The sequence below is a fragment of the Conexibacter woesei Iso977N genome (assembly GCF_000424625.1).
Taxonomy (GTDB): domain Bacteria; phylum Actinomycetota; class Thermoleophilia; order Solirubrobacterales; family Solirubrobacteraceae; genus Baekduia; species Baekduia woesei_A.
Genome location: NZ_AUKG01000001.1, coordinates 1,947,188 through 1,966,149, shown reverse-complemented (window position 1 = coordinate 1,966,149; position 18,962 = coordinate 1,947,188). Strand labels below are relative to the sequence as shown.

Below are 18,962 nucleotides of genomic sequence, written 5' to 3'. Positions count from 1 at the left end.
GGAGGAGGCTAACAGTTGTTGGTACCGATTGGTACTGGTTACCCGTGGGCCAGGCGGCTCAGGCCGCCTCGGCGAGCAGCTCGCCGCCCGGCGGGGCGAGGGCGTCGGAGTCCTCGCCGGTGACCAGCTCGAGCACCGCGACCTCGACGTCGCCCTGGATCGCGGTCGCGTCACCCGGGTCGTCCGCGGCGAGGTCGCCGAGCGCTCCGGCGATCGTGATGCCGTCGGCGTAGCGCTCCAGCGTGCGCGGGTCGATGTAGGAGCCGCGCGCGACCGCGGGCGTGTTGCCGAGGTAGTACGCGACCTCCTTGACGACGCGGGTCACCGCGCGCTTGCGGGCCGTCTGCGTGTCCGGGACCGGCGAGACCGCGAGGCCGACGGCGGCCAGGACGGTCGCGCCCCAGGTCCGGAAGTCCTTGGCGCTGACGTCGGCGCCGGTCGCGTCCTTCAGCCAGCGGTTGATGTCCGGGGACTTGACGTCGACCCAACGGCGGTTCGACTTGTAGGCCAACAGCTCGTCGCCGCCGCCGCGGCGCTTCCTCAGCGTGGCGATGTCGCCGGCCACGGCCGGGTCGACGACCTGCTGGATGCGGCGCTTGGAGTGCTTGGCGGGGTAGTCGAAGAGCAGGACGCCGTCCTGCACGCGCACGTGGGACTTCCTCATGGTGGCCAACCCGTAGGTCTCGTTGGTCACCGCGTAGTCCTCGGAGCCGATCCGGAAGAAGCCACGGTCCAGGAGCCGGACGGCCAAGGCAAGGACATGATCTTGGGAGAAGTCGCCGCGGGCGAGGTCCTCCTCCACCCGTTGGCGCAGGGCGGGGAGCGTCCGGGCGAACGTGACCATGTCGTCGAACTTGGCCTGGTCGCGGCGGGCGCGCCAGGCCGAGTGGTACAGGTACTGCTTGCGGCCGCGCTGGTCGGTCCCGGTCGCCTGGATGTGGCCGCCGGGGTACGGGCAGATCCAGACGTCCTTCCAGGCGGGCGGGATCGCGAGCTCGCGGATGCGCGTGAGGATCTCGTCGTCGGTGACGCGGTCGCCGTCGGGGTCGAGGTAGGAGAAGCCCTTGCCGCGCCTGACGCGGCGCAGGCCCGGGACGGTGGTGGTGTCGACTCTCCGGAGGCGGGTGCTCGTGGCGGCCATCGGCGGGGACGTACCCGCCGACCGCACGCCGCGATGCCTACTTCTTGGCCGTGGACTTCGCCCTCGGCCTGGACGCGGTGGACGAGCCGGCGCGCCTGCGCCTGGGCTTCTCCTCGGCGTCGTCGGCGGCGGGTGTGCCGCTGGTCTTGCGGACCGCGTCGAGCGAGGCCTTCAGGGCGCTCATGAGGTCCGGGGCGGGCGCCGCCTCCTCCTCGGCCTCGACGACGACGATCTCCTCGCCGGCGGCCTTCTTCTCGATCATCGCGAGGACGGCCTCGCGGTAGGTGTCCTTGTACTTCTCCGGCTCGAACTCGCCGGCGAGGGACTCGACGAGCTGCTTGGCGATCGCCAGCTCGCGGTCGTTGGTCCTGACGTCGTCGGCGCCGGGGATGTCGTCGAGGCGGTCGGGGTCGACGACCTCGTCGGCGAACAGCATGGTGGCCATCTCGAGGACGTCGGCGTCCTGGAGCGCGCGGATGGCGACCAGCGACTCCTTCTGGCGAATGACGACCTTGGCGATCGCGACCCTCTCGGTCTCGCGCATCGCCTCGAGCAGCAGGCGGTAGGGCTTGGCGCCGCCCGTGGCCGGGGCCAGGTAGTACGGGTGGTCGTAGAAGATCGGGTCGATCTCGGCGAGGTCGACGAAGTCCTCGATGTCGATGGTCTTGGTCTTCGCGGGCTGGACCGAGTCGAGCTCCTCGGGCTCGATCACGACGTAGCGGTCGCTGGAGATCTCATAGCCCTTGACGAGGTCCTCGTAGTTGACCTCCTCGCCGGTGGAGGCATCGACCCGCTTCTGGGCGATCCGGGAGCCGGTCTTGCCGTTGAGCTGGTTGAAGCGGACGGACTTGCGGTTGACCGCGCTGTAGAGCTTCACGGGCACGGTCACGAGCCCGAAGCTGATGGCGCCGGTCCAGATCGATCGGGGCATGGACGGTGAAGGATGCCCGACGGGAGGCGCTTTGCACACCTCCCGCAGGGGTTCTTGCGCCTAACCGGCAGCCTCTTCTGCCACGTCATGCGGAAGAACCTTCCGGACGTGCTTGCGCGCCTTGGGCTCTACCCAGTGGGTCGGGAGCTTCGTGAACGCTTGGACGAGCGCGTCGTGACCGCGGTGTTCTTCGGCCAGCTGCGGCAAGAGCCCGATCAGCTCGTACGCCGTGTCGACCACGTTTTTGGTCAGGCGTTCCGTCTGGCCTCCGCTCAGCCGGCCGGACACCGCGATCGATCTCGCGGCATCTGCCGCTGCGTTCGGCAGGACCGCGCTCAGCCCGCCGAGCGGCTCTTCACCATAGTTCGCCAACGCCCACTCGTAGAGCGTCTTCGATGGCTCGGCGTCGATGACCAACAGCGCTTCGTACATGCGGTCGACCAGCGTCCTTCGAAGCCGGTCGCGGTGCCTGTTGGGGACGAGCTGTGCGTCGAGCTGGGGTTCGATCGCGTCGTAGATCGCGATGGCGAAGAGGTTCGCAGCGAGCCCAGCCTGCGCGGCGGGTCCCTCATGGAGCATGTCGGCGAACGGCCAAAGGCTCATCTCAAGCCGGATGGGCTCGGTAATGTCGAAGGACTCGACGAGCGTAAGCGGCGTGAACGCACCGGTGAACGCACCGCTGTACCCGGCGCCTCCGACGACCTGGCCGTCGCGATAGCGGAAGCCCAACGCGAGATCTACGCCCTCCGCGTCGCCGAAGTAGACCACCAACTCGCTCGCACCGGCTCCGGCGGCTGTGTCGCGCAGGGCCCGGCCAAGGCCCCGGGCGTACGCAGCGCCATCCTCAGGGCCGTCCTCATCCACCTCGTGGAGATCGTCGATGAGATCGTCGACGTTGGATATCTCGATGAGATCGAAGACGTGCGCGAACGTTCCGTCGTCGGTGAAGGACACGCGGAGGTCGCCACGTTCGTAGCTGTACGCCAGCACGAGATCTCCGGCCGCGCGAACGTACGCCACGAAGCTCTCAGCGTCGAGGAACTCCGCAGTCGCGTACGTGTAGAGCGCGAGACCGGTGAGCATCGAAGATCCGCGCGGCACTCTGTCCTGCGTTGGAGGAAGGTCGGGCAACGGAACGCGAGAGCGGATCTCCTCCCATGCGGCGTCCGTAAGCGCGGCGCGCCAATCGAGTGCTTCGTCGACCCAGCCCTCGTGTGTCTTCTTGATGTCCTTGAGACACTCCGGTGTGTACTTCGCCGGCTGATCGTCGACCAGCTTGTGGTCGTTCGCACATAGCAGGATGAGGTTGCCGTAATCGTCTACGGTGCCGTCAGGGTCCGCGGCTCCACGAGGCCCGACGGCGGAACGGGCGACGATGTGGCATTCGTTACCGAGGACGGCTTCACGGTCGCCGGACGAGCCGTCGCGCGTCAACTTGCAGCGACAGATCGCACAGCGATTTGCTGCGCGAGTCCAGAGGATGTTCCGTGCTCGGCGAGAGATCGCCATGCCGAGCACGGACAATATGCGGTGCCGCGAGTGCTAGGCCGTCTGGCCTGCATGCGCGCCCTCGGCGATCTCCTCGATCATCTTGGCGTTGAAGGCCGGGAGGTCGTCCGGGTTGCGCGAGGTGACGAGGCCCTGGTCGACGACGACCTCCTCGTCGACCCAGGTGGCGCCCGCGTTGCGGAGGTCGGTCTGCAGCGACGGCCAGGAGGTGACGGTGCGGCCGTCGAGGACGCCGGCTTCGATGAGGGTCCAGGGCGCGTGGCAGATCGCGGCGACCGGCTTGTGGTCCTTGAAGAAGGCGCGGACGAACTCGACCGCTTCCGGGTGCGTGCGCAGGTTGTCGGGGTTGGCGACACCGCCGGGAAGCATGAGGGCGTCGTAGTCGGACGCGTCGGCGTCGCCCACCGCCTTGTCGACCGGGAACGCGTCGGCCTTGTCGAGGTGGTTGAAGGCCTGGGCCTCACCGGTTTCCGGCGCGAGCAGCTCGACGGTCGCGCCGGCGTCTTCGAGCGCCCTGCGCGGCTCGGTCAGCTCGACCTGCTCGATGCCCTCGTTGGCGACGAGGATCGCGACCTTCTTGTCTTTCAGCGTCGTGCTCATGTGGGTAGGGCTTGCCGCATGAGCACGACCCGAAACGCGAGCCAGGGCATCCTGGCGGATGACAAGTCGGCCGAGCGCGAGCAGATCATCGAGATGCTCAAGAAGGCCTATTGGATGGAGATCGAGACCGTGATCAGCTACATCACCAACTCGATCAACCCGGACGGCGTCCGGGCCCAGGAGATCATCGAGTCGCTGCAGACCGACATCCAGGAGGAACTCGGTCACGCGCAGCAGTTCGCGACGCGGATCAAGGAGCTGTACGGGGTCGTCCCGGGCTCCCTGGAGTTCACGCCGGAGCAGTCCTACCTGCAGCCGCCCGCGCACCAGACCGACGTCGTCCACGTGATCAAGGGCGTCATCGAGGCCGAGACCGGCGCGATCGAGCACTACAACGCGATCATCGAAGCGACCGAGGGCACCGACCCGGTGACCAACGACATGGTCATCGCGATCCTCCGCGACGAGGAGGGCCACCGCCGGCTGTTCGAGGGGTACCTGCGCGAGTACGAGGCGGAGGGGCTGGCCTAGCCCCGGTTCGACGCTGCGGTGGCGCCGGCGGGGTCCGGGGCCGAAGCGTCAGCTCGACGGGGTCAACGGTGCATTTGGGTTCTATACGAACCCTTTTGCACCGTTGACCTTTCGTTCGATCCCGAACTCCCCGCCCCGCGGCACCACCAGGCCCAGCACCGATCGCCGCGGCCGCAGCGATCACATCACCGCAACCCCGAGTCGCGCCCCTCGATGCCCATGCCGGACGGCCGACGGCGAAGACCGCGACCGGTCGCGGTGCCGGGAGCGACGACGACCAAGCGAAGCGCCTTCATCCGGGCGTTCGCGGTGCTGCGACCGGTGGCCGCGGGACGGGCGAAGGTGGTGCTGCGGGGAGGGCGCGCGTGTGCTGAGGGCGCGCCGCTGAGGGTCAGCGGGTGGAGGTGAGGGTGGGGTGGCCTAGGAGGGTGTAGGCCTGGCGCCAGACCGCGAGGTCACCTAGCGGGAGGGTGTTCCAGTGGCCTGTCACGCGCGTCGGGAGGGGGATGCGGGTCCCGTCGCTGTCCAGCAGGGCGAAGCCGACGATGAGGTCGACAGAGCCGCGGAGGGAGAAGAGCGCGCGGGAGGCGTGGGGTGCTTCGTCCGGTGCCCCGTCGCGGGCTGCGAAGACCGGGAGCTCGGCGGCGAACAGCGCTTCGAGGACGGCGTCGACCGGCGCGTCGGTCGTCAGGTCCCAGTCGTTCACGCGCTCGACGAGGCCGTGGGCGGCCAGGAGGCCGGAGCCGCCGAGGGCGACTTCGAGCCCGGCGGACTCCAGCGCCGCCACCGCCGCCCGGACCCCGGACAGCGGTGGCGTTGTCAATGGCACCGACAACTCAGCGGACGATGGCGACCGCGGCCTCCGGCGAGGCCACGCGGAAGGAGAAGGACTCCTCCAGGTACAACGTCACGTTCTCGGCGTCGTGGGACTCGTAGCCGACCGCCAGATCCTGGCCCGAGTCGAACAGGAAGTCGCCGCCGCGCTGCGACAGCACGACGCCTCCGTCGACTCCGGGCGCCCAGACGATCGGCCCGCCAAGGATCTTGCGGAGGTGGTCGAACAGCAGGACTCCCCCGCGCTCGGCGATCTCGATGACGCGCGTGTACTCCTCGCGCCCGAGCGCCAGCGCGTACGGCCCGCCGACGCCGTTGCGCAACAGCGTCTCGACGGCGCGCGCCACGAACGACGGGTACCGGTCGACCTCGTCGCCGCAGGGGATCGCGTCGTGCGGCGACTGCCGCGCGATCCCGTCGATCCCCGCGTCGCTCCAGCCGTGGAAGACCGCCGTGTTCTCGGCGACGACCACGCGCTGCGCGGCGGCGTCCAGCTCGTCGAAGTCGACGTCCTCGGCCCCGCGGTCGCCCGCGGCCAGCTCGGCCCGCGACACCACGAACCGCGCCCGGACCTCCACCAGCGGCAGCACCCGCCGGACGCGCCCCTCGACGTGATCCAGAGGCGAGATCTCCTCGTCGCTCACCCGTCCCAGCGACGTCGCGGAGTGCTCCCACCCCTTCGGCCCCTCGAAGTCGACCAGCCGCCGCCCCGCGAGGCCCGGCGTCAACCGCGCCTTGGCCTCCTCGTCGATCAACCCCCACGCCTTCTCGGAGATCGGCGCGTGGCCGCGCAGCAGATGCCCGGCGCTCACAGCGACACCGCCTTCAGCGAGCCGATGCCCAGCGAGCCGTCGCCCGGACCGCCGGCATCGCCGTCGTCCTCACCCTCGCCGGCGGCAGCCTCGGCGGCCTCGCCGTGCTCGACGATGTCGCCCTCCTGGAACAGGACCCCCTGCGCGATCTCGCGCCACTTCGGCTTGCGCCGCAGCAGGAACTCCAGGTCCATCGCGAAGTGCTTGTACTCCTCGCCGACCGCATCGCTCATGACGGCGTGCGCCTGCGGGTCCTTCTCCAACGCCAGCCGCTGCTCGTACCAGCCGATCGCCTCGGCCTCCTCGGTCAGCGACGCGCACAGCCGCGCGAACGTGCGGGTCTCCTCCGGCAGCTCCTCCGGAGGCTCGTGGTACTGGTCGAAGCCCATGTCCCGGAATCTACTCGGCCGGAGCGGGCGGATCGATCGGGTCCTCGCGCGGCGCGTCCGGCTCCGGGACGTCCGGACCGACCGGCTCGGGCTCGACCCCCGGACCGGGCTCCGGCACGGCCGGCGTCGGCGCGGGCTCGGGCACGACGGGCGTCGGCGGTTCGACGGGCTGCGGGACTTCCAACACGGTCATCGGGACCGACCTACCCCACGACCCGCGGTCACCACTCGCGACGATGGCGCGTCGACCGCCGCCACAGCGGCAGCCCGAACCACAGCCACGTGAAAAGCACTCCCGTGCAAGCGATCACGATCACGACGGTGGTCGTGCCGAACAGGAAGTCGCTCAGCAGCAGCAGCGTGCCGTTGACCGCGAGCGCCAGGAACACCAGCCCGGTGATCGTCTGGCGCGTGCCGAGGTGGATCAGGTACGGCTTCTGCCCGTGGCGGAAAGTCAGGCGGTGGAAGGCCGACGGCCCGAGCAGGAACGCGATCGACACCGCGGTCAGCAGCAGCGTGACGAAGTACACGTTCTTCTGGAACGCGGTCACGTCCACGAACCGCTGCTGGAACGGCACCGTCAGCAGGAACCCGAACAGCACCTGCACGCCCGGCATCACGACGCGCAGCTCGTTGAGCAGCTCGATCAGCTCGCGGTCCAGCCGCTCGGCCTCGTCCTCGCCGCGACGGGCCTCCTCCTTCGGCTGCTGCGGGATGGGGTCGTCGTCGGGCGCCATGGGACGGCGCCCGACGTTCTACACCCTCAGGCGGCGGCCGGCATCGCGATCCGCTCGCGCAGCTGCTGCACGGTGCGGCGGATCAGGCGCGACACGTGCATCTGCGAGATCCCGACCTGCTCGGCGATCTCACGCTGCGTGAGCCCCTCGAAGTAGCGCAGCCGGACGATCTCACGCTCGCGCGGCGGCAGCTCGTGCAGCCCCTCGGCGAGCATCGCGCGCGCCTCGGCGCGCTCGAACCCGAGGTCGTCGTCGCCGATCGCCTCCAGCGGGCCGGTGCCGTCCTGGAACGGCTGGTCCAGCGAAAGCGTCCGGTACGCCTCGGCCGCGGCGAGCGCCTCGACGACGCGGTCCTCGTCGGCGCCGGTCGCCCGCGCCAGCTCGGCCACGGACGGCGAGCGAGCAAGATCATGGACGAGCCGCTCGCGCACGACGCCGATCTTGCCGCTCAGCTCCTGGACCTCGCGCGGGACGCGCATCATCCAGCCGCGGTCGCGGAAGTGGCGCTTGAGCTCGCCCGCGATCGTCGGGACCGCGTAGGTCGCGAAGCGCACTTCGCGGGTGAGGTCGAAGCGGTCGATCGCCTTGATCAGGCCGACGCACGCGACCTGCTCGAGGTCGTCGAGCGGCTCGCCCTTGTTCGCATAGCGGCGCGCCAGGCTGCGCGCCAGTGGCAGCATGCGTGCGGCGACCTCGTCGCGCGCCGCACGGTCGCCCTGGTAGTGCCAACGCTCCAACAGCCCGCGCACGTCATCGGTGCGCGCGGCCGTCGCCATCGTCAGGCTCATTGCCCCTCCACGGAAGATGTCCCCTGCCCTGCCATCCCCAGAAGTGGGGATGGGCCGTATCCTCACTTCTGGGGATGGGCACGCAAGGTGGACACGAATGGACAACCGTCTGGACGGCAACAACTGGTGCCATGTCCGACGTGGACAAGGGTGGTCAGACGGTCAGCGCGACACGCTTCGCGGAGCTGACCGGCGTCTCACGCGACCGGTTGCGCACCTGGGAGCGCCGGTTCGGCTTCCCGGAGCCGGTGCGCGTCGGGTCCGGGCCGCGCCGCTACGCGCTCGCCGACGCGGCGCGCGTCGTGGCGATCCGCCACGCGGCGGCGTCCGGCACGCCGCTGCCCGACGCGATCGACGCCGCCCGCGCGACCGAGCCGCTGGAGGCCCCGGCGCTCGGCGCGTTCCGCCACGCGGTCGAGCGCGCGCCGGTCCCGGTCGCGCTCGTGAGCGGCCCGGAGCCGCTGCGGATGGCGTGGTGCAACGCGGCGCTGCGGGCGGTCGAGGGCTCCCCCGCGCCGGGCGAGCTGCTCGGCGGCGTCGCCGCGCAGGCGACCGGCGCGGTCCTGCGCGAGCACTTCGTCAAGGACCTGCGCCCGATCGAGGTCGAGCACCCGCCGTGGGGCGGCAGCGTCGTCAGCGCCGGGTCGCGGCCGCTGCGCTCGCGCTCGATGGTCTACCGGCTGCCCGGCGCGCCGGGCGAGCGGCCGCTCGTGGCGATCGTCGGGGTCGAGACGCGCGGCGAGCACGAGGCGCGCGTGGCGCTGGCCGCCGCCGAGGACGAGCTGGCGCGCCTGCGCCGCCGCGACGAGCGCCACGACCGCTGGCTCGACGCGCTCGGCGGCCTGGCCGCCGAGTTCCAGCACGAGCCGGGGCCGGACGTGATCGCCAGCGCGCTCGACATCCTGATCCGCCAGACGCAGGCCGTGGATGTCGGCCTCGCCTCCTACGTGTCCGGGCGCCTGGCGCTGCACGGGACGCGCCGCGGCGCGCTCGGATCGACCGCGCTGACCGTCGCCGCCCATCCGCAGATCGGCCGCGCGCTGCGCGACGTCGACGGCGCGTGGCTGGAGGAGACGGCGGCGAACGCGCTCGGCGTGCCGGAGGGGCTGGTCGCCGTCGGCGTCCCGGTCGCGGTCGCCGGCGAGGTGCTCGGCCTGCTGGTGATGGTCTTCGACGAGATCGAGCCGCTGGACGCCGACAACCGCCGGCTGCTGGCCGCGATCTCCGCGTCGGTCGGCTTCGCGCTGCTGCGGGACCGGCTGGTCCGCGAGCTGCAGCGGGCTAGTCGCCCAGCGCCGCCGACTGGCCGCTTTGCGCGGCCGCCAGGCGCAGGCGCGCCACCGCCTGGCGGATGAGCCGCGAGACCTGCATCTGCGAGACGCCGATGACCTCGCCGATCTCGGCCTGCGTCATGTCCTGCTCGAAGCGCAGCCGCAGCACCTCGCGCTCGCGCGGCGTGATCGACCGCATCAGCTGATCGATCGTCGCGCGGTCCTCGGCGCGGTCGTAGCTGGTGTCGTCGGCGTGGATCGTGTCGGCCAGCGTGTCGGAGCCGGCGTCGGCGCTCTCGCCGCCGCGCGGCACGTCGAGCGACGACGCGTGGTAGGCGCCCGCGGCCTGCAGCGCCTCCAGCGCGTACTCCTCGGTGATGTCGAGGTGCCTGGCCAGCTCCGGGACGCTCGGCTGGCGGTGCAGGTCCCTCGTCAGCTCGCCGACCGCGCGCTCGACCTTGAGCGCCATCTCCTGGAGGTCGCGCGGGACGCGCACCGACCACGTCCTGTCACGGAAGTGGCGCTTGATCTCGCCGAGGATCGTCGGCACCGCGTAGGACGAGAACGCGATCTCGCGTGAGACATCGAAGCGGTCGATGGCCTTGACCAATCCGAGCGCCGCGACCTGCATCAGGTCGTCGAGCGGTTCGTCCGGTCGCTGGTAGCGGCGTGCGAGCTGGCGCGCGAGCGGCAGGTAGCGCTCGACCAGCTGGTCGCGCAGGGCGGCGTCCTGGCGTTGGGCCAGACGGGTGAAGAGGAGTCGTTCCTCGCGGGCGCGGTCGCTGTTGGGCTGCAAGTAAGGCGGAAGTGCATTTGCAGCGCCGGGGTGATGGGGCGCGGAGGAAGGTGCTGGACTCGCCGGGCAGCGGTTTCATTCCGGTGCCGGTTCGGACAGTATAGGCCGCGTGAACACGTCAACCGACCAGTTGAGGGTCCTGGCCGCAGACGAGGATCAAGCGGCGCTGGCGCGTACCGCATCGGTCCTCGAAGCGCTCGGCCACCACGTGACCGCGACCGCGACCGAGCTCGCGCAGGTGACCGAGGCGGTCGCGCGCGAGGAGCCGGACCTGTCGATCGTCGTCGTCCACACCGACGACGAGCACGCGCTGGACCTGATCGAGGAGATCACCGCGTTCGCCGACGGGCCGGTGATCGCGATGCAGGCCAACGAGGACGACCCGGAGTTCGCGCGCAGGGCCGCCGAGCGCGGCATCTACGCCGCGGTCCGCGGCGGCGACCGTGACGCGCTGCAGTCGGCGATCGAGGTCGCGATGCGCCGCCACGCCGAGGCGCAACGGCTGACCGAGCAGGTCGGCCGGCTGGAGACCGCGCTGGAGCGCCGGGCGGTGATCGAGCGGGCCAAGGGCATGTTGATGGAACGCCACGGCCTGACCGATCGCGAGGCCTTCGACCGCATCCGCGCGTTCGCCCGCTCCAAGAACCGGACCGTTGTGGATGTCGCAGGGAACGTCACCGCCGGCGAGGAATCGCTCGGCGGCTGAGCGGTCGGGATGTGCATGGTGTTGCCCCGGCTGGGGAACTCCCAGGAGCATGATCCAGCTCTTGATCGCCATCCTCGTCGCGGCACTCGTCTACTGGCTGTGCCTGGCCCTCGGGCTGCCCGCCATCGTGGGCATCGTCGCGGCCATCCTGGTGTTGATCGGCGGCGTCGGCTCCGGCGGCCTCGCCGGTGGCCGGCTCGGTGGCCGTAATCGCCTCTAGCGCCGCCAGCGGTTCCTTCGCCCGGCCGCGCCCCGACTACCCGGGCGCGGCCAAGCGGGCGTTCACGCAGTTCCGCCGCCACGAGCTCACCGACGTGGCGGCGGCGCTGACGTACTACGCCATGATGTCGCTGTTCCCGGCGATCGTCCTGGCCACCTCGCTGTTCTCCCTGATCGGGGATCGCAACACGGTCAGCAACGCGGTCGACTACGTCGCCCGCCACGGTGCCGACCAGGCGACGCAGGACGCGATCAGGGCCGTGATGGAGAAGATCGTCGCCGCGTCGGGCGGTGCGGTCGGCGTCGCGCTGGTCGTCTCGATCCTGATCGCGCTGAACGGCGCGTCGGGCGCGTTCGGGGCGTCGGGCCGCGCGCTGAACCGCATCTACGCGGTCGACGACGACCGCGGGTTCGTGGACAAGAAGCTCACGGACATCGGCGTGACGCTGGCGCTCGTCGTCCTGTTGTTGGTGGTGATCGGCGCGCTGTTCCTCGGCGGCGGCTACACCGAGGACCTGTTCGGGTCGATCGGCCTCGGCCACACCGCGGCGGTGATCTGGTCGGTCGTGCGCTGGCCGCTCGCGCTCGGCGGCATGTTGGTGGCCTACGCGTTGATCTACGCCTTCGCGCCGGACATCGAGCCGCGGCGGATCCGCTGGCTCACGCCGGGCGCCGTGACCGGCGTTGGCGTCTGGATCGTCGCGTCGATCGCGTTCGGCATCTACATCAAGAACTTCTCGTCCTACGGCGCGGCGTACGGGGCTGCGGGCGCGGTCATCGTGTTGTTGTTGTGGTTGTGGCTGTCGTCGTGCGCGTTCCTGTTCGGCGCCGAGCTGAACGCGGAGCTGGAACGCGCCGAGGCCGCGGGCCGCGGCGGTCCGCCGCCGCCGGTCGTCGCGGTCGACGAGCCCGTCGCCTAGGGCGTCTCGCGCAGCGTCAGGTCCTCCGGGTGCACGCAGAGCGCGCGGCGGCCGGGGCACGTGAGGCAGAGCGCGCGGTGGGGCGTGTCGGTCGGGCGGAAGTCCTCGCGCGCGATGCCGGCGACGAGGTGGTCGAGCTCCTCGCGCAGGCGTGGAATGTCGGCGCGGTCGTAGATCGCGGTCGCCGGCGCGGCGGGGCGGTGCAGGAAGAGGTGGGCGACCTCGACGTCGGTCGCGCCCGCGCCGAGCGCGGCGAGCGCGTAGATGCGCCGCTGCGCGGCGTAGTCCTGCTCGACGTAGGCCTCCAGGTCGGTGTCGTCGGCGACGACGTCGGACTTGTAGTCGACGACCAGCGCGCCACCGTCGTCCTCGAAGGCGATGACGTCGACGACGCCGTTGAGCAGCGGCGCGTGGTCGTCGCCGAGGCCGACGACGAACCCGTGCTCGCGCCGTACGTCGGTCGCGCCGGCGAGCCGGGCGGCGAGCGTCGACTGCGCGAAGGCCGCGACGAGTTGTTGAAGGTCTTGGACGTCGCCGGGCGTCAGCTCGGCCTCCATCAGCTCGGCCTCGGCCCGGACCGCGTCCTCGCTCGGTGGCTCAGGCCGCGCGAAGTCCAACGCCTCCAACAACGCGTGAGCGAGCGAGCCGCGCGTCAGCGCGTCCAACCCACCCTCGACCGGCCCCGCCATCCGCGCCGCCCGCACGACCGCCGCCCCCGGATCCTCCCGCGGCAACCGCAGCACCCGCTCCAGGTACCACCGGTACGCGCAGCGCCCGTAGGCCGAGAGCGACGTGTAGGACAACGTCGCCGGCAGCGGCCGCGCCGGAGCCGCCGCGCGCTGAGCGACGGCGGCCGGCGGAGTCGCGGGCGCGGGCGGAGTCGCGGCGGCGGGCGGCTCCCCCGGCGCGGGCGCGGGCGGAGCGGCGGGCGCGGGCGGCTGCGCCGGCGCGCGCTCCTCCGCGAACACGCGGGGTGCTTCGGCCGGCGGTGGGGCGAAGAGGTCGAGGGTGAGCTGGCCGGTGGGTGACTCCGGCGGGCGGGACTCGGGGATGCCGGGGCCGGAGGCCTCGGCGGCGATCGGCGCCGGGGTCTGGAGGGTCTCGGGGGGCGGCTCGCGGAAGAGGCGGACCGAGAGGCGCGCGCGGGCGGCGTCGGCCACCGGGTCCGCCGGTGCGGGCGTGGCCTCTTCGGCGTGCTCGATCAGCGCGGCCAGCCCGGAGACGAAGCGGGGTGCGAGCCAGCGCAGGGGCGCGACGGCGGGCGAGGGTGCGCCGAGCCACTTGTCGGGGTCGAAGGTCCCGGAGAGGATCAGACGCTCCTCGGCGCGGGTGAAGGCGACGTGGAGGATCCGGCGCTCCTCCTCGAGGTCGGCCTGGAGCGACTCGGCGCGCAGCTCGTCGTACTCCAGCGCGCGGGCCGAGCCGCCGTCGACGGTCTTCAGCCGCAGGCCGACGCGGTCGCCGCGCAGCAGCAGGTCGTCGGTGTAGTTGTTGCCCGCGCGGCCGAGGTCGGCGACGACGACCACCGGGAACTCCAGGCCCTTGGCGGCGTGCATCGTCATCAGCCGGATCGCGGTCGCGTCGCCGAGCTCGACCGGCGCGTCGGTCTCGCGCGCCTCGGCCTCCAGCTCGGCGGTCGCGAGGTCGATCAGCCCGCGCACGTCGCGCCCGCGCCGCCCCTCGAAGCCCGCCGCCAGCCGCTGCAGCTTGAGCACGTTGGCCCACCGCCGCCGCCCGCCGGGAAGACCCAGCACATGGAGGTCGTAGCCGGTGCGGTCGACGACGCGCTGCAGCAGCTCGTCGAGGCCGCGCCGCGGCGCCTGGCGCCGCTCCTCCGCGAACCACGGCATGAAGTTCGCCAGCGCCGCGCGGTCGCCGTCGGGCAGCAGGTCGCGCAGCGAGCCGCGGCGGTCGGCGGGCGGCGGCTCGGTCTCCCCCAGCTCCGCGGATCCTTCCGCCTCGGCGGCGGCGGCCGCGGCCCAGAACGGGTCGTCGTCGTCGTCCGCGGCGACGGGCGCGGCGACGGCGGCACGCTCCGGGAACGCCTCGGCGAGCAGGTCATGGCGGTTGCCCTGCTTCGCCGCACGCGCGAGGACCGCGAGGGCGTCGCTGGACAGCCCGACCAGCGGCGAGGCGAGCAGCCCGAAGAGCGCCAGCTCGTCGCGCGGGTTGGCCAGCGCGCCGAGGTAGGCGCAGAGGTCGAGCACCTGCTGGCGGCCCCAGTAGCCGCGGCCGCCCGCGGCCAGCGTCAACAGGCCCTGCTCCTCGATCGCCCGCTCGAAGACCGCCATGTCGGTCGCCGCGCGCAGCAGCACGACGATGTCCTCGGCCGGGACGCCCTCCTCGCGGACCAGCTCCGCGACCCGGTGCGCCACGACGCGCGCCTCCGCCCGCCGCGAGGCCCTCGTCGAGGGCAAGGACGACAACAACTCCGCCGGCCACGCCTCGGTCGCCTCGGCGTCGGTGAGCAGCAGCTCGACGACCGGCTCGCCGCCCCCATCCCCCGCGGCTTCGCGGCCCGCCACGAACGGCACGTGTGCCGTGCCGTGCAGATCGCCGAGCGCGTCGTCGATGACGCCGAGGATGTCCGGCCGCGAGCGGAAGTTCATCGCCAGCTCGGCGGCGCGGCCGGCCTCGGCGAGCGCGGCGCGCTGGGCGCGGAAGATCCGGACGTCGGCATGGCGGAAGCCGTAGATCGACTGCAGCTCGTCGCCGACGACGAAGCGGTCGGTGCCGAGCAGCTCCAGCAGCTCCAGCTGGGTCGCGTTCGTGTCCTGGAACTCGTCGACCATCACGCGCTCGAAGCGCTCGGCGTACGCGGCCCGGATCGCCGGGACCGCGCGCAGCAGGTCGCGCGTCTGCAGCTCCAGGTCGTCGAAGTCCAGCGCCGCGCGCGCCCGCTTGGCGTTGTTGTAGGCGTCGGCGTAGTGCCCCAGCAGCTCGCCGAGCAGCGCGACCGACCTCGCCGCCAGCGCGTCGCGCCAGCCCGACGCGAAGTCCTCCAGCGCGCCCAGGTACGCCGTGCAGCCGTCGCCCTTCAGGTCCTTCGTGTTGCCGGGCTTGAACGCCGCGGCGTCGAGGTCGGCGAGCGACGGCGCGCCGTGCAAGTCCTCCAACATGCTGCGGCAGCGCGCCAGCGCGGCCCGCGCGCCGATCACCGACTTGCGCGTGTCCCTGGCGTCCAGCTCGCCCTCGGCCGCCTCGATCGCGCCCGCCTGCGCGTCCGGCGACGGCGGTGCCGCGTCCACGACCGGCAGCGACGGCCGCGTCATGCCGCCGCTGCGCAGCTGCCCGTGGATGACGTCGGTCAGCGCCGCCAGCTGGTCGACGCCGTAGGCCGCGACGAGATCCAGAGCGTCGGCCCGCGCCCCGTCGCCCAGGAACGCCGCCAGCGCGCGCTCGAACGCGCCGCCGCGGACGTCGCGCGCCTCGGCGTCCTCCATCACGCCGAACGCCGGATCGAGCCCCGCCCGGACCGCGTGGGCGCGCAGGATCCGCGCGCACAAGCCGTGGAACGTGGAGATCCAGGCTGCGTCGAGGTCGCGTGCGCGGTCGCGCCGCCCCAGCTCCACGAACCGCCCGCGCACGCGCGTGCGCAGCTCCCCCGCCGCCTTGTCGGTGAACGTGATCGCCAGGATCCGCCCCGGCTCGATCCCGTCCTCCAGCACCGAGCGCACGAAGCGCTCGCTCAACACGGAGGTCTTGCCCGACCCCGCGTTGGCCGACAACAACAGCGACCCCTCGCGGCGCGCGATCGCCTCGGCCTGCGCGGGCGTGAACGCGCGCCCGCCGGCGCCGATCATCGCGCCCGAGTCGTCATACAACAACGCGGCGTCGCTCACGCGGTCACGCAGCGGCAGATCGTCGGGTGCGCGCAGCCGCCCGTGTACGCGCACTGGTCCGGCTTGGGCACGAGCGCGCCGTCGCGGATCTCGTCGACCGCGGTCCGCGCGGCGGCCGCGCAGGCGCGCAGGAGCTCGTCGAGCTCGTGCTCGTCGAGGCGGTCGTTGTTGAAGGACACGAGCCCGGGATCGGCGTCGCGCAGCAGCGCGCCGCGCGGGCGCGCCTCCGCCCCGCCGAGCGGCTGGTAGAAGCCGCCGACCGGCTCGAGACCCAGCACATGCTTCAAGGCCATCATGTACAGACCGATCTGGAGCTTGCCCTTCTCCAGCCACTTGGCCTGCTCGGTCGCGGTCTTGCCCTTGTAGTCGTAGACGATCGCCTCGCGCCCGTCGGTGTCGACGCGGTCGATCCGCCCCGCCAGGCGCAGCGCGCCGCCGTCGAGCTCCAACGGCGGGTGCGGGTCCTCGGCGTTGCCGAACTGGACCTCGAACCGCTCGGGCGTGAACTCCGAGCCCGAGTGCGCGGCGAACTCCAGATAGCGGACGAGGTCGACCTCCAGCCGGCGCAGCGCGCTGCGCAGCCGCTCCGGGTTCGGGGAGATCCTGTAGTCGTCGGCATGCTCGTCGAGCGCGGCCCGGACCAGCGCGCGCGCCTCGGGCAGCCGCTCGGGAGCAAGGCCACCATCTTGGGCCAGCGACGACAGCGCGTGCTCCAGGACACGGTGGGCCAGCTCGCCGCGGATCATCGGCTCCGGATCCGGGACCAGCACCTCCGGGCGCAGGTGGCGCTCGACGAACCACTTGACCGGGCACGACGTCCAGACCTCCAGCTGCGAGGCCGACCACGTGTGGCGCTCGCGCAGCGGCCCGAGCGCGGCGGTGCTGCGCAGCGGCCCGATCAGCGGCGGCTCGGCGGGCGGCGCGGCCGCGGCGGCGAAGCGCGCGGCCTCGCGCTCGGTCGGCGCCTGCGCCGCCGGCCAGCCCGCCGCGCCCAGCTCGCGCCGGCGCGGCCTGCGCGCCCAGTCGGGATCGTCGAGCAGGTCGGCGACGTCGTCGATCAGCAGCGACCGGACCGCGGGCGCGCCCTCGTCGTCGGCCGCGTGCCAGGACAGCGCGAGCCGCTCGGTCGGCCGCGAGATCGCCGCGTAGAAGAACAGGCGCTCGATGTTGAGCTGGTCCTCGTGCAGGCGCAGCCGCAGCCCGGACGCGGCGTTGATCGCACGGCGCTCGTCGTCGCCCAGGAACGGCTCGGGCCGCGCGGGCGCCGGGAACACGCCCTCGTTGCAGCCGAGCACGAACAGCGCCCGGACGCGGCGCGCGCGCAGCGACTGCGGCTTGGTGACGACGACGCGGCCCGCGGTCGTCTGGGCGCCGACGTAGACCTCGAGGTTGTTGATGGTGTTGACGAGCGCCGCCGGGTCCGGCTGCAGCTCGGGCGGGAGCTGGGACAGCTCGCGCAGCGCGCGCCGGGTCTGGGCGGCGACGCGTGCGTCCAGCTCGCCCTCGGCGTCGAAGACGTGCGCCTGGCGGCGATACGGCGCAGCGAGCAGCAGCGCGGTCTCGGCCGCGACGCGCTCGGCCAGCGCGCGGACGCCGCCCTTCTCATAGGCGTTGCTGAGGTGGTCGAGCGTGTCGAGCGACCAGCGCTCCTGCTCCCACAGGCGGCGCGCCTCCGCCGCGGTCCGGGCGCCCTCGCGGCGCGCGCGGGACTCCAGCCTGTCGGCGAACGCGGGCGTGGTCAGGACGCCGGGCGTGCGCAGCCAGGCGAGCAGGTCGTCGGCGCTCGCGTCCAGGAGCGCGCAGCGGATCATCGCGACGAGGCCGCGGCCGAGCGCGGTGTGGCCGACCTTGATCGTGCGCCGGACCGCCGTCGGGACGTCGTAGGCACGGAAGACGAGGTCGATCAGCGGCGCGGCCGCGTCGAGGCCGCGGTGGACGACCGCGATCTCCTCGGGCGCGTAGCCGTCGTGGTCGATCAGGTGCGCGACCTCGGCGGCGACCAGCTCGACCTCGGCCCGCTCTCCCCCGCCCTCGAGCGCGGCGATCGCGGCGCCGGGCGCGACGCGCTCCGGCGTCGGCTCGTAGAGGTGGCGCTCCAGGTGGTGCAGCGCCGCGCGCGCGTCCGGCGCGTAGTAGTCGGCGACCGCGTCGAGGCGCCGCTCGGTCGCACCGAGCGCCAGCAGGTCCTGGTGCAGCGTCGCGCGCGCGGCGAACGCGGCGCGGCCGGGCTCGAACGTGAGCGACATCATCACCTCGGTCCCGACCGCGTTGGCGAGCGTGTCGATCACGTCGCGCTGCAGCGGGCTGAGGTCGTCGAACCCGTACAGGAAGACCGGCGTGCCGCCCCAGCGCGACGGGTCCTCGCGCAGCGCGTCGAGCGCGGCGGTGACGTTGCGCGGGCGGTCGCGGCGGCCGGTGCGGTCCTGCTCACGGCGGTAGGCGAGCACGAGCGCGCCGAGCTCCTCGGCGAACCCCGCGCGCGCCGGGTCCTGGGCCGCCCACTGGCGCAGCGCGGCGACGAAGCGCGGCGGCTCGACACGGGCCTCGCCCAGCTCCTCGGCGAAGGCCGCGAGCGCGACCGGGAAGCCCGGCGTCTGGGCCGCGCCGCCGAGGCGGTCGAGCGTCGTCGCCGCGATCGCGGCGGCGGCGACGCGCTCCTTCTGCAGCTCGGTCAACGTGCGCCCGGAGACGCCCGCCGCGCGCTGGAGCTGGCGCAGCAGCCCGTCGAAGCGCTCGATCCGGACGCCCAGGACCGCGCCACCGCCGGCCAGCTCGCGCCGGTAGCGGTCGACGTCGGCGCTGGTCGGGACCACGAGCAGCGGCGACTGCGCCGCGCGGTTGCGGGCGGCGTCGAGCACGACGCCGGCCTTGGCCGCGTTCGCGGGTCCGGTGATGAGCTGGAGGGGCAACGGGTCCGACAGGGTGGCACCCGCACC

At 72.6% G+C, this 18,962-nt stretch carries 17 protein-coding genes and 1 pseudogene; 5 read left to right on the top strand and 13 right to left on the bottom strand.

Features of this window, described 5'->3' with window-relative positions; genetic code table 11:
* Positions 1-58: 58 nt before the first annotated feature.
* The 4 genes from H030_RS30825 to H030_RS0109650 form a co-directional block, all read right to left on the bottom strand.
* Positions 59-1,141, bottom strand: coding sequence for a DNA topoisomerase IB (locus H030_RS30825; protein WP_051222213.1), 1,083 nt, complete (start codon positions 1,139-1,141; stop codon positions 59-61).
* 37 nt (positions 1,142-1,178) lie between these two features.
* Positions 1,179-2,072, bottom strand: a complete 894-nt coding sequence (locus tag H030_RS0109660) for a Ku protein (RefSeq protein WP_027005966.1) — start codon at positions 2,070-2,072, stop codon at positions 1,179-1,181.
* A 60-nt stretch (positions 2,073-2,132) separates the two neighbouring features.
* Positions 2,133-3,506, bottom strand: coding sequence for an HNH endonuclease (locus tag H030_RS36805; RefSeq protein WP_051222211.1), 1,374 nt, complete (start codon positions 3,504-3,506; stop codon positions 2,133-2,135).
* Between the two features lie 108 nt (positions 3,507-3,614).
* A complete protein-coding gene (locus H030_RS0109650) occupies positions 3,615-4,181 on the bottom strand; it encodes a type 1 glutamine amidotransferase domain-containing protein (protein WP_027005965.1) in 567 nt (188 codons plus the stop codon).
* An 18-nt stretch (positions 4,182-4,199) separates the two neighbouring features.
* Here H030_RS0109650 and H030_RS0109645 point away from each other — a divergent pair, with 18 nt between their 5' ends.
* A complete protein-coding gene (locus H030_RS0109645; RefSeq protein WP_051222209.1) occupies positions 4,200-4,712 on the top strand; it encodes a ferritin-like domain-containing protein in 513 nt (170 codons plus the stop codon).
* Between the two features lie 391 nt (positions 4,713-5,103).
* Here H030_RS0109645 and H030_RS0109640 read toward each other — a convergent pair whose 3' ends face one another.
* The 6 genes and pseudogenes from H030_RS0109640 to H030_RS0109615 all read right to left on the bottom strand — a co-directional run bounded on the left by H030_RS0109640 (position 5,104) and on the right by H030_RS0109615 (position 8,272).
* Entirely contained in the window at positions 5,104-5,541 is a 438-nt protein-coding gene (locus H030_RS0109640; protein WP_155891947.1) for a hypothetical protein, read from the bottom strand.
* Between the two features lie 7 nt (positions 5,542-5,548).
* Positions 5,549-6,358 carry a family 1 encapsulin nanocompartment shell protein gene (locus tag H030_RS0109635; RefSeq protein ID WP_027005962.1) on the bottom strand — a complete coding sequence of 270 codons (810 nt, stop codon included), beginning with the start codon at positions 6,356-6,358 and terminating at the stop codon, positions 5,549-5,551.
* 89 nt (positions 6,359-6,447) lie between these two features.
* A pseudogene (locus H030_RS30815) lies at positions 6,448-6,747 on the bottom strand (hypothetical protein); the annotation flags it as partial.
* A gap of 10 nt (positions 6,748-6,757) precedes the next feature.
* Positions 6,758-6,940, bottom strand: coding sequence for a hypothetical protein (locus H030_RS0109625; RefSeq protein WP_027005961.1), 183 nt, complete (start codon positions 6,938-6,940; stop codon positions 6,758-6,760).
* 28 nt (positions 6,941-6,968) lie between these two features.
* The gene (locus H030_RS0109620; protein ID WP_051222207.1) at positions 6,969-7,484 is read right to left on the bottom strand and encodes a DUF6328 family protein; all 516 of its coding nucleotides are present in this window, start codon (positions 7,482-7,484) and stop codon (positions 6,969-6,971) included.
* Positions 7,485-7,510: 26 nt separating this feature from the next.
* Positions 7,511-8,272: a SigB/SigF/SigG family RNA polymerase sigma factor gene (locus H030_RS0109615; protein ID WP_051222205.1), complete on the bottom strand. Its 762-nt coding sequence runs from the start codon at positions 8,270-8,272 to the stop codon at positions 7,511-7,513.
* Positions 8,273-8,403: 131 nt separating this feature from the next.
* Between H030_RS0109615 and H030_RS39630 the strand changes: the two genes are divergently transcribed.
* Positions 8,404-9,627: a MerR family transcriptional regulator gene (locus H030_RS39630; RefSeq protein ID WP_027005958.1), complete on the top strand. Its 1,224-nt coding sequence runs from the start codon at positions 8,404-8,406 to the stop codon at positions 9,625-9,627.
* Here H030_RS39630 and H030_RS30810 read toward each other — a convergent pair.
* Positions 9,554-10,339, bottom strand: coding sequence for a SigB/SigF/SigG family RNA polymerase sigma factor (locus H030_RS30810; protein WP_051222203.1), 786 nt, complete (start codon positions 10,337-10,339; stop codon positions 9,554-9,556). The genes H030_RS39630 and H030_RS30810 overlap by 74 nt on opposite strands.
* A gap of 109 nt (positions 10,340-10,448) precedes the next feature.
* On the opposite strand from H030_RS30810, the gene H030_RS36800 reads away from it, so the two are divergent.
* The 3 genes from H030_RS36800 to H030_RS30800 are packed head-to-tail and all read left to right on the top strand — an operon-like array spanning position 10,449 to position 12,184.
* On the top strand, positions 10,449-11,045 hold the full coding sequence (locus H030_RS36800) for an ANTAR domain-containing response regulator (RefSeq protein ID WP_051222201.1): 597 nt from the start codon (positions 10,449-10,451) through the stop codon (positions 11,043-11,045).
* Between the two features lie 49 nt (positions 11,046-11,094).
* The gene (locus tag H030_RS38975; RefSeq protein WP_155891946.1) at positions 11,095-11,265 is read left to right on the top strand and encodes a hypothetical protein; all 171 of its coding nucleotides are present in this window, start codon (positions 11,095-11,097) and stop codon (positions 11,263-11,265) included.
* Positions 11,246-12,184: a YihY/virulence factor BrkB family protein gene (locus tag H030_RS30800; protein WP_196809061.1), complete on the top strand. Its 939-nt coding sequence runs from the start codon at positions 11,246-11,248 to the stop codon at positions 12,182-12,184. The genes H030_RS38975 and H030_RS30800 overlap by 20 nt, the downstream gene beginning before the upstream one ends.
* Here the strand turns inward: H030_RS30800 and H030_RS40420 are convergent.
* Positions 12,181-16,026 carry a UvrD-helicase domain-containing protein gene (locus H030_RS40420; protein WP_027005957.1) on the bottom strand — a complete coding sequence of 1,282 codons (3,846 nt, stop codon included), beginning with the start codon at positions 16,024-16,026 and terminating at the stop codon, positions 12,181-12,183. The two genes, H030_RS30800 and H030_RS40420, sit on opposite strands and share 4 nt — an antisense overlap.
* The gene (locus tag H030_RS0109580) at positions 16,023-18,935 is read right to left on the bottom strand and encodes a PD-(D/E)XK nuclease family protein (protein WP_027005956.1); all 2,913 of its coding nucleotides are present in this window, start codon (positions 18,933-18,935) and stop codon (positions 16,023-16,025) included. Before H030_RS0109580 ends, H030_RS40420 begins: the two co-directional genes overlap by 4 nt.
* Between the last annotated feature and the right edge of the window lie 27 nt (positions 18,936-18,962).

What these genes read in the sequence shown, in the direction of transcription:
- H030_RS30825 (WP_051222213.1), bottom strand. Translation starts at nt 1,141, where the DNA reads ATGGCCGCCACGAGCACCCGCCTCCGGAGAGTCGACACCACCACCGTC.
- H030_RS0109660 (WP_027005966.1), bottom strand. Translation starts at nt 2,072, where the DNA reads ATGCCCCGATCGATCTGGACCGGCGCCATCAGCTTCGGGCTCGTGACC.
- H030_RS0109650 (WP_027005965.1), bottom strand. Translation starts at nt 4,181, where the DNA reads ATGAGCACGACGCTGAAAGACAAGAAGGTCGCGATCCTCGTCGCCAAC.
- H030_RS0109645 (WP_051222209.1), top strand. Translation starts at nt 4,200, where the DNA reads ATGAGCACGACCCGAAACGCGAGCCAGGGCATCCTGGCGGATGACAAG.
- H030_RS0109625 (WP_027005961.1), bottom strand. Translation starts at nt 6,940, where the DNA reads ATGACCGTGTTGGAAGTCCCGCAGCCCGTCGAACCGCCGACGCCCGTC.
- H030_RS0109620 (WP_051222207.1), bottom strand. Translation starts at nt 7,484, where the DNA reads ATGGCGCCCGACGACGACCCCATCCCGCAGCAGCCGAAGGAGGAGGCC.
- H030_RS0109615 (WP_051222205.1), bottom strand. Translation starts at nt 8,272, where the DNA reads ATGAGCCTGACGATGGCGACGGCCGCGCGCACCGATGACGTGCGCGGG.
- H030_RS39630 (WP_027005958.1), top strand. Translation starts at nt 8,404, where the DNA reads ATGTCCGACGTGGACAAGGGTGGTCAGACGGTCAGCGCGACACGCTTC.
- H030_RS38975 (WP_155891946.1), top strand. Translation starts at nt 11,095, where the DNA reads ATGATCCAGCTCTTGATCGCCATCCTCGTCGCGGCACTCGTCTACTGG.